The 9,710-nt window shown below is 35.7% G+C and carries 10 protein-coding genes; 4 read left to right on the top strand and 6 right to left on the bottom strand.

Annotation, left to right across the window (positions count from 1 at the left end; genetic code table 11):
• Nucleotides 1–1,236, top strand: a 1,236-nt coding sequence (locus tag IQ247_RS29735) for a single-stranded-DNA-specific exonuclease RecJ (RefSeq protein ID WP_228060169.1), incomplete at its 5' end; no start/stop codon positions are given.
• Nucleotides 1,237–1,565: 329 nt separating this feature from the next.
• Nucleotides 1,566–2,267 (top strand): class I SAM-dependent methyltransferase, encoded by a 702-nt coding sequence (locus IQ247_RS29730; protein WP_193925510.1) that lies wholly within the window; start codon nucleotides 1,566–1,568, stop codon nucleotides 2,265–2,267.
• 105 nt (nucleotides 2,268–2,372) lie between these two features.
• Here IQ247_RS29730 and cydB read toward each other — a convergent pair whose 3' ends face one another.
• Together cydB and IQ247_RS29720 are read right to left on the bottom strand one after the other, a co-directional pair.
• Entirely contained in the window at nucleotides 2,373–3,386 is a 1,014-nt protein-coding gene (gene cydB / locus IQ247_RS29725) for a cytochrome d ubiquinol oxidase subunit II (protein WP_193925508.1), read from the bottom strand.
• Between the two features lie 166 nt (nucleotides 3,387–3,552).
• A complete protein-coding gene (locus IQ247_RS29720) occupies nucleotides 3,553–4,995 on the bottom strand; it encodes a cytochrome ubiquinol oxidase subunit I (RefSeq protein WP_193925506.1) in 1,443 nt (480 codons plus the stop codon).
• A 253-nt stretch (nucleotides 4,996–5,248) separates the two neighbouring features.
• On the opposite strand from IQ247_RS29720, the gene IQ247_RS29715 reads away from it, so the two are divergent.
• Complete coding sequence (locus IQ247_RS29715; RefSeq protein ID WP_193925505.1) at nucleotides 5,249–5,533, top strand: DUF433 domain-containing protein; 285 nt, start codon at nucleotides 5,249–5,251, stop codon at nucleotides 5,531–5,533.
• Between the two features lie 4 nt (nucleotides 5,534–5,537).
• Nucleotides 5,538–5,909: a DUF5615 family PIN-like protein gene (locus IQ247_RS29710; RefSeq protein WP_193925504.1), complete on the top strand. Its 372-nt coding sequence runs from the start codon at nucleotides 5,538–5,540 to the stop codon at nucleotides 5,907–5,909.
• Between the two features lie 176 nt (nucleotides 5,910–6,085).
• Here the strand turns inward: IQ247_RS29710 and aqpZ are convergent, their stop codons facing one another.
• The 4 genes from aqpZ to IQ247_RS29690 all read right to left on the bottom strand — a co-directional run bounded on the left by aqpZ (nucleotide 6,086) and on the right by IQ247_RS29690 (nucleotide 9,438).
• A complete protein-coding gene (gene aqpZ / locus IQ247_RS29705) occupies nucleotides 6,086–6,859 on the bottom strand; it encodes an aquaporin Z (protein WP_193925503.1) in 774 nt (257 codons plus the stop codon).
• Nucleotides 6,860–7,011: 152 nt separating this feature from the next.
• The gene (locus IQ247_RS29700) at nucleotides 7,012–7,992 is read right to left on the bottom strand and encodes a hypothetical protein (RefSeq protein ID WP_193925502.1); all 981 of its coding nucleotides are present in this window, start codon (nucleotides 7,990–7,992) and stop codon (nucleotides 7,012–7,014) included.
• Nucleotides 7,993–8,442: 450 nt separating this feature from the next.
• A complete protein-coding gene (locus IQ247_RS29695; protein WP_193925500.1) occupies nucleotides 8,443–9,024 on the bottom strand; it encodes a hypothetical protein in 582 nt (193 codons plus the stop codon).
• Nucleotides 9,025–9,126: 102 nt separating this feature from the next.
• Nucleotides 9,127–9,438, bottom strand: a complete 312-nt coding sequence (locus tag IQ247_RS29690) for a threonine dehydratase (protein ID WP_193925498.1) — start codon at nucleotides 9,436–9,438, stop codon at nucleotides 9,127–9,129.
• Nucleotides 9,439–9,710: the final 272 nt, after the last annotated feature.

Below are 9,710 nucleotides of genomic sequence, written 5' to 3'. Positions count from 1 at the left end.
GAGATGGGGAGTAGGGGAGATGGGGAGCAAATAGTTAATAATCCAAAATCCAAAATCCAAAATCCAAAATCCCTTAAGCCTGACGATATCGGTTTTCGTTTGGGACCACGAATTAATGCCATAGGTAGAATCGGCGACCCTCAAATTGTGATAGAATTACTCACCACTGACGATATGGGAATCGCACTCGAACGTGCAATGCAGTGCGAAGCTACTAACACAAGTCGTCAGGAGATGTGCGAGCAAATTGGAAAAGAAGCTATTGAAATTGTAGAAACTGAATATGTTGCTTCTTTAAAAGACGACCGAGTATTAGTTATTGTTCAACCAAACTGGCATCATGGAGTTATTGGGATTGTAGCCTCAAGGTTAGTGGAACGTTATGGAGTTCCGGTGTTTATTGGTACTAATGAAGATGATAAACACATTCGCGGTTCGGCAAGGGGAATTCCCGAATTTAACGTGTTTGAAGCTTTGCAATCTTGCGATGATTTATTAGGTAAATACGGAGGACATAAAGCAGCAGGAGGCTTTTCTTTACCAGTAGAAAATCTGGAATTAGTGCGTCAGCGTTTGAGCGAATTTGCAAATCAATGTCTAGAATTGCAACACCTCAAACCTTTACTTAAAATTGATACTTTAGCCAATCTTGATCAAGTTAATAGAGAACTTTACCAACAAATCAGCGCTTTAGAACCCTGTGGAATTGATAACCCAAATCCAGTATTTTGCACTCAAGAAGTTAAAGTAATTGAACAGCAAATTGTTGGTAAAGGGCATATTAAGTTTACAGTTGCTCAAATTATCGACGGACAACAATATAAAATCAAGGGTATAGCTTGGCGATGGCGCGATTATTTTCCTTTACCACCGCTAGTTGATATTGCTTATAAACTTAAAGAAAACAACTTTAACGGTAATATTAATATTGAGTTGGAACTATTAGGAATTAGGCTGCCAAGCAATTCTCAATTATCTTTTAGTTATCAAAATAAACCCGTTAGAACTACATTTGAATACAATGGTCGCGAGTATATTTGTGGTATTTATAAAAATGGTGATTCAGCAGAATTAAGAATTAAAAGTCCTGAAGAAAAAGTTTTAGCAATTAAATCAGGAGAGGATATTGGTATATTAGGAATTAGTCGCGAACAAGCCGAAAAAGTTGATATTTTTCAATCTCCTTACTACGATATTATCCAAGCTGCTCTAAAAGCTTTAGAATCGGTTAAGTAGATTACTTCGTTCCTGTTAAAAGATTACTGAAAAAAAAACCTTACTAGACACAGAGAACGCATTCGTAAAGAATATAAAGAGAAATAGTTAATTTTCGAGCGGGATAGGAGTAGCGTCAATACGGTTCAGTTAAGGAAAATTGTAGGTTGGGTTGAGGCTCTGCGAAACCCAACAAACCCGCCTTTCGGTTGGGTTGTGCCTTCGGCACACCTACGGTGAACGTTCCTCAACCCAACCTACATATATCAAGGTTTTTGACTTTAACTGAACCGTATTGGGAGTAGCGTTAAAATTGTTGTTATTCTCAGGGAGTAGGGGGGTAATTACAGGTGAATAAAGAAACTATTGATTTTGATCGGAATGCGGCGATTACTGGTAATGAATACGATAATATAGCACCTTTGGCTTTACCTGGTTATGAAGCGATGCATCAAATGGCTTTGGCTTGTTTGCAGGCTAATTTATCTCCGGAAGCTAATATATTAGTTGTCGGTGCTGGTACGGGAATGGAATTAATCAAGTTTGCCCTGGGTAATCCTAAATGGCAAATTTTAGGTGTTGATCCTTCCGAAAAGATGCTTGCTATTGCTCAAGATAAAATACAGCAGCATGATTTATCCGAGCAAATAAAGTTATTTCAAGGATATACCGACAACTTACCAGAAACTTCAATTTACGATGCCGCAACAAGTATTTTAGTCATGCATTTTATTCCTGATGATGGTGGAAAATTGGCATTTTTACAAAGTATTGCTCAGCGAATGAAATCATCTAGTACTTTTATATTAGTTGATGCATTTGGTGAAAAAGGAACAGATAATTTTCAACAAATAGTTGCTGTGATCAAAAAATTTTGGCAACAAACAGGAGTACCAGAAGCGAAACAAATAGAACTTTTAGAAACACTAGAGCAAGGTGTTTATCCAATTTCAGAAACCAGAGTTTTAGAATTATTGGAACAAGCTGGTTTTAGTAAAGTGATTCGGTTTTATACAGGTTTATGGATTGGTGGTTGGATGGCTTTGAAGTAGTTATGGTACGTTGCTACAATCTATCTGTAGAAGTCGGGTTTTTATGAAAATTTATTTATGATTACAGATATTGATTTGAAAAACCCGACTTCTTTCTTGTCGTTTTTATCCGTGATAATTATCTCCAGTAACTTTACCTCGAAAAACGATATAGGAATAAAGATTGTAGAACAACATAATTGGAATTAAAGCACCGATAAATATAATCATAATTACTAATGAACTGGGGTCAGCAGCAGCTTGATAAATGGTAATTTTACTAGGGATAATGTAGGGAAATACAATTAAAGCTAGTCCGATAAATGTGAGAAGGAAAAGCAGTATTGTGATAATAAAAGGCGTTTTTTCTGCTTTTTGATTCAAACTTTTGAGTAATTGCCAAATTAGAAAAATACCGATTAAAGGTATTAAAGCAAAGATATAAACTAAGGGTTTGGAAAGTAAACGAATTCGAGCAGTTTCGTAAATAAAAGGAGTAACACCTGTAATTAAAATTGCTCCAATTAAAGTTGTGATAGCGGCAAGTTTAGCAGTTTTACGGTGAGTTTCTTGTAATTCTCCCTCAGTTTTCCAAACTAAATAAGTCGAACCAATCAAGACATAACCTTGAATTAAAGTTAAAGCGACTAATACTGATGGGATATTCAACCAGTCCCAAGTTGTACCGATAAAATGTCCTTTTTGATCAACTTTGATTCCTGCAAGTACTGCTCCTAAAGCAAATCCTTGTCCCAATGCAGCCAGAAAACTTCCTGTAGCAAAGCAGAGATTCCAAAGGAATTTGCGTTTTGCTTGTTCACGGAATTCAAAAGCAACTCCACGAAAAATAAACCCAAAAACCATGATAAAAATTGGGATATAAAGAGCGCTGAGGATGGTAGCATAAGCCAAGGGAAAGGCACCAAATAAACTGCCTCCCATCAAGACTAACCAAGTTTCATTTGCATCCCAAATATTACTTAAACTGGTCATTAAAATGCCGCGACGTTCCTCAGTTGAGGAAGTTAAGGATAAAATACCGACTCCCAAATCAAAACCATCGAGCATTACGTAAAGAAATAAAAACAGTGCTAAAATTCCGAACCATATCTGTGGTAATAGATAATCTAGTGTTTCCATTAGTTGGCAGTTGATAGTTGACAGTTGACAGTTGACAGTTGATGTTTTAACTACTAACTCCTAACCTCTAACCTCTAACCTTTAACCTCTAACCTTTAACCTCTAACCTCTAACCTCTAACCTCTAACCTCTAACCTCTAACCTTTAACCTCTAACCTTTAACCTGTTATTGTTGTGCTTCAACAGGACGTTCATCGGGGATGAATCTTGCTGGTGTAGTTTCCACTGCGGGTTTTTCTTCTATTCCCGGTACAGGTAAATTAAAATTCGGTCCTCGACGGATGATGCGACTACCGAAATACATTGCAGCTACAAATAAAATACTGTAAACTGTTGCGAAACACAAAAGAGTTGTTAATACATTCCCTGGCGGTATATTTGATACTGCGTCAACTGTACGAATTTGGTTGTATACAGTCCAAGGTTGTCTGCCGACACAACGTACTATCCAACCTGATTCTACTGCTATATAACCCAAAGGTGCGGCGAAAATCCAACCAGCCATTAACCAACTTTGCCCAGTTATATTTTCTGCTGATAACTTTCCGCGTAACCACTGAATTACACTCAAAAACATCAATCCCGCCAAGAAAAAACCGATCGCAATCATGATGCGGAAAGCATAATAAATTAACCCTACCATATGGGGTCTATCTTCCGGTTTCCATGTTTTCAAACCCTGTACAGGTTCCGAAAGTTTTTGTTTAAACTCTAAAATATATCCTAAAGCATTGGGAACAGTAATTTCCCAAGTGTTTTTTTCTGCTTTCTCATCGGGTATTGCTAACATACTCCAATCAGCAGCTTGCCCTGCGGGTGTGGTTTCCCATTGCGCTTCCATTGCTGCTAATTTAGAAGGTTGATAATGATAGACTTGTTCCCCGCTCAAATGTCCCACATAAATTTGTAGAGGTGCAACAATAATTGCAACCGCGATCGCAATTTTTAAAGCAATGGAAAAGAAAGCCGGATTACGCTTGTTAAGAATATACCAAGCACTGATTCCCCCAATCACAAACAGCGAAGTTTCCAAAGTCGCAAGGAACATATGAGAAACACTCACAGCCATAAAAGGATTGAACACAGCTTGGAAATAATCGCTAACTACAAATTCACCATCAATAAAACTTCCTCCTGCGGGAGTTTGTAACCAGGAATTAGCCGATAAAATCCACAAAGTTGACAGATTGGCACCAAAAGCCACCAAAATAGTCGCCATATAGTGAATTTTGGGGTTAACTCGTTCCCAACCAAACACCATAATTCCTAAAAAAGCAGCCTCCAACATAAAAGCCCAAGAAGCTTCAAAACCGATGACGCTGCCAAAAAAGTTACCAATAGCTTCCGAAAGTGGTCCCCAATTAGTACCAAATTGAAACTCCATGGGAATCCCACTAGCTACCCCAATACCAAAGTTAAGTACGTAAAGTTTCGACCAAAAACGAGCATGATAATAGTAATCCGGATTGCGTGTCTTTAACCACAACCCTTCCATAACAACTAAGTAAATACCCAAGCCCGTAGTTAAAACTGGCCATAACATATGAAAAATCGCCGTCAACGCAAACTGCATCCTTGAGAGTGCAACAGTATTAGATAAAATTTCCATAAATAATTAATTGCCTACCTTGGTTGCTTTCACTGTGTCAGCTTTGCCACTAACTAGGTAAGCAGTAAATCGTTGGAAGTATCATATTATTTAGTATTTCTTAATGTATGACAATGTGTCTACTTGTTTTTAATTATTTGAATGTAATAAATTTTTAACTAAATTTACAGCTTTTAATTTTAGTTGTTATATTACGCCATGGAGATTTTTAGAAGATAAAATATATAGTAAAATAAATAAAAAATCACAAATAATGGCTACTACTGTAGATATTGGAAAATTAATTGCATCTTCTCCTGAAACTTGTGGAAATCGTCCTTTAATTGCCGGGACACGAGTTTCGGTACTGCAAATTGCAGTTATGTCAAAAGAAGGACTGACACCTCAAAAAATAGCTGAAGAATTCGGATTTATTAATTTAGCTCAAGTTCATGCAGCCTTAGCTTATTATTATGCGAATCAAGAAGAAATAGAGAATTATTTAGCAGAAGAAGAAGCTGAATACAAGCGATTAGAAACTGAATCAATCGCGGGTTAGTTCAATGAGTTTGATTCGATTATATTTGGACGAAGATGCCAGCAGAACAGCCTTTGTAAAGGCTTTAAGAAAAAGTGATGTTGACGTATTAACTGTTTTAGATACGGGTAAACTTGCTGGTTCAGACGAAGAACAATTAATTTGGACAACACAACAAGAACGAGTTATTTATACTTTTAATACAAAAGATTTTTGCCGCTTGCACGGAATATTTATTGCAGAGAATAGAGAACATTCCGGTATAATTGTTGCGCCACGGCAAAGTTATTCAATAGGTGAACAGTTGAAAGGAGTATTAAATTTGATTGCAATTAAGTCAGCCGAGAATATGAAGAATCGACTAGAGTTTTTGGGGAGTTATATTCAAAGAAATTAATTTTTATTCAATTGAAATTTTAAGTTTCTCTAATTTATCTTCTCATAGAAGAAGCACGTCTAGAGTAGTTATTCAATAAAAATAAAAATAAAAATAAATTAAAATAGCGGGCTGTTCAACCCGCATTACAAGACAAAAAAAACTGATGCCCTAGCCAAGATATCAAACTTGAAAAACTATCCTCTGACTTCAGATAAATCTCTTTCTATTTCAGGTTTTGGAACTTCAAAAACATTAGAATAAACGAAACCAGCTGCAACTGCTCCTAAAATTGGCGCAACCCAGAATAACCATAATTGTGCGATTGCCCAACCACCAACGAATAAAGCTGGTGCCAAACTACGAGCAGGATTTACAGATGTGTTGGTAACAGGGATACTAATCAAGTGAATTAGTGTTAATCCCAAACCAATCGCCATCGGTGCTAAAGCCGCTGGTGCGCGCTCATCTGTTGCACCTAAAATAATCATCAAAAACATGAAGGTACAAACAAATTCAGCAGCAAAACAAGCGAGTATAGTATAGTTTCCTGGAGAATGTTCTGCAAAACCGTTAGCAGCAAAACCGCTAGTAACCAAGTTAAACTTCGGATTTCCACTAGCTATTATCGCTAGTACTCCAGCACCCGCTACACCACCCAATACTTGAGAGCCGATATACATAAATAGCTCTCTTGATGGAAAACGTTTTGCGACTGCTAAACCGATGGATACAGCTGGATTTAAGTGGCATCCAGAGATATGTCCAATAGCATAAGCCATTGTCATAACTGTTAAACCAAATGCCAGGGAAACCCCTACCAATCCAATTCCTAGGGGGAATGCGATATCGTTACCTATCTTTGTTGCATTAGCGATGAATCCAGCAGCTAAAACTGCACTACCGCATCCACCGAATACCAGCCAAAAAGTACCGATAAATTCAGCCAAACATCGTTTAGAAAGTGGCATTTTTCTCTTCAACTGTAAATTGTGAGAAGATTATATCAGGGTTCATGTTTTTGATAATACAACTTTATATTTGTTTAAAGTTTTACTTATAAATTCTGTAAAAAAATTATTCCATAGGCTGTACGCTAATATATTTGATTAATTAATGAATGCTAATTATAAATATATTTTTCTAACTCAAAAAACTCAATTAGTTCTTTAAGACTTGTATTAGGTGCGGTAGGTGTTAAAGCTTCAATTTTTTGAATTGTTTGCTCGTTAAGGTATTTAAAAACCTTCTCTTTGAGTACCAAAACAACTTCTTCGGGTAAACCTTCAAGCTCTCGATTCAATCTTGCATAACGTCCTTTAGCAAAGCTTAGTTGAAATTTGCTTCTTTCTAACAATCGCTGTCTGAGATACTCATAGGATTCTTTTTTGTCACCATGACAGTCTGTCTCAGTGAGAAATTCTTTAATTAACGGTATGATATCAAGATTTTCTTCCAATAATATCAAGCTTCCTTCTTGAAAATAAGCTGGAATTCCGTCAATACCTAATCCACCAATATCGGCTAATGCAATTATCCGTGCCGGTAAGATGATCTGTTGCTCTAAATTATATAAATCTGGTTGATAAATTGAATTGTCGCTCTCATCAAAAAGACAAATTGTCGCTGAAATAGTTTGTTTAATTATTTGTAAATCTGCTTGAGTAAACAAGGGAGGAAATTCGGGGTTTTGAGCAATAAATTGTTGATTTAAATGTTTGATGTAATTAATTAACTTGTTGATTGTAGCCGTTTCGCTGACTCCGCTTTCTCGCTGTCTTGCAGTTTGAGGTGTAGTTATAGGCAAAAATTCCTGAACAATATCATGACTGGCAGCACAAATATCAATTAAATGTTTTACTCGCTGACTATCAAACAAAGCAGGTTGATCGCAAATTTGATCCCAGAAGGGTTCAATGGCATTAAAAATTATTTCTGCTCTGCGTTTAACTGTCTGTGCATGGGCATAATTATGAAAGTAAAGCTGCTTTTTTTCTACTTCCTTTTTCACTTCTACAAGAGCAAATTCTTGAATGATCAAAACAGCTTCTTCAAAGGTTTGCGGTATTTGGTTTGGGTTTTCACTATCGTGAATTTTTCTCATGGTATCTTTTTTTTACAATAGCTATTTTATGAGATACCTTTAGAATAATAAGGTAATTTCGCGGATATTGGCTAGATTAAAAATATTCCTTGTTATGTAAAGATTTGTATCAATATAGTTTTATTCGGCGCTTTATTACCGCACGGTAGTCGCTCATGGGTGAGACTCCGCCTTTCGCGCTGCCTTAGCTACAGAAATCGGCACCCGTCTGCACGGGTTTAAAGTACATTAAGTAGAGCCAGTACGTTTTGAACCGCCGCTTACTTTCAGAATATCTTCTTACTAAGCTATCGCCCATTTAATTTATATTTTTCTAGCGGGCTAACAGCCCGCACTACAAAACTTGAATAAAATTTGAATATACAAATTAAACGCTTTTTAGCTTATCAAGAAAAAATTTACAATCCAAAATCTAAAGCTTGTACTGAGCGAAACGAATCTATCTAAAATCTAAAATTCTTTCGTCCACAAAGCCAACCCACCACCTTTACCTCTTGCTGCAATATAGTTATCTTCTACTAAAAAGTAAGTAAAAAATGCTTGCTGTTTTAAAGTCTGTTTATAAAAAATTGCTTCCCTATCTTTCCCACCCCGAATATAACCTTGATATAGCTTTAATCCCGATAAAGATAACCGCATTCTAGTAAAATCAAAGGCGAGTATATTTTTTTTGGCCCAAAATTGTACCGAACCTGTTAAAACTATTTTTAATAACCCTAACTCTACAGAATTTTCAACGTTTCCTTGTTCTTGCGAATCTTCCGATTGACTGTAAGCTAGTTTAATTTTCACTAATTTCGGTAAAAATTTCCCTGCACCTAAAACAACTCCCGCACGCTTGCGAGTCTTTTGAGTTCCAGTAATAAACCCCAATCTCCAAGTACCGATTAACTGTGAATAACTATAATTTAATTTATTTTGTTTTGCTGTTTTTTCTGCTGCAATTAAGGCTTTTACTACATCTACTGATGCTGGTGATTTATTGATTTTATTTTGTAAAAATTCCGCTGCTTGTTGGATTGCTTTTTGCATTTTTTCAAATAAATATCTATTTTTTGATAATTATAAAGATGTTGCTATTTTAAATGATAAAGACGTTGCATTGCAACGTCCCTACATTAATATTTAATTGAATTAACCTTTGTTTAGTTCTTTCGCCATTTTCATAAAATCGTCTATGTTAGAAGATTTATTTGGACGGCGACGGTTACTACTAATAGCAGGTTCAGAGGGTTTCACAGTTGCGACGGGTATTTTGGTTTCTTCGATAGCTTTTTTTTCATCGGAATCTACGAAATATCCCGACTCCGAATTAGAAATTCCCAGATTCTTACCTATAGAACCAAAGATATTTCCCAGAAAAGCAAAGATTGAACGAAATAAAACAGAAAAAACAGCAATGACGCGGATTAAAGTATTTTGAAAAATCTGTCTGAGACGTTGCATTACATCTCCTCCTTAATTAAAATGATTCAATATTATTTTTATTGTATTGTAGCAAATAATCAATCAGTTAAATTTTTGAATTGTTAATATAAATTCTTAAAAAGAATAAGTCTTTTGATAGAAAGATTTATTTCTCAAGTATGATTTATTTTTTTTGCAAAACTTTTCACTTTAGGTTGTAGTGGGGATATCTTGTCCGCGATATAAGATATTTAATTTTAAATATTTAAAATTTTCAAATAAAAATATTTAAAATATTTAAAATATTTAAT

The organism is Plectonema cf. radiosum LEGE 06105, assembly GCF_015207665.1.
In the GTDB taxonomy this organism is placed as follows: domain Bacteria; phylum Cyanobacteriota; class Cyanobacteriia; order Cyanobacteriales; family Nostocaceae; genus Rivularia; species Rivularia radiosa_A.
Note: the sequence above shows the minus strand (reverse complement) of the source record. Positions and strands in the feature narration are given on the sequence as shown.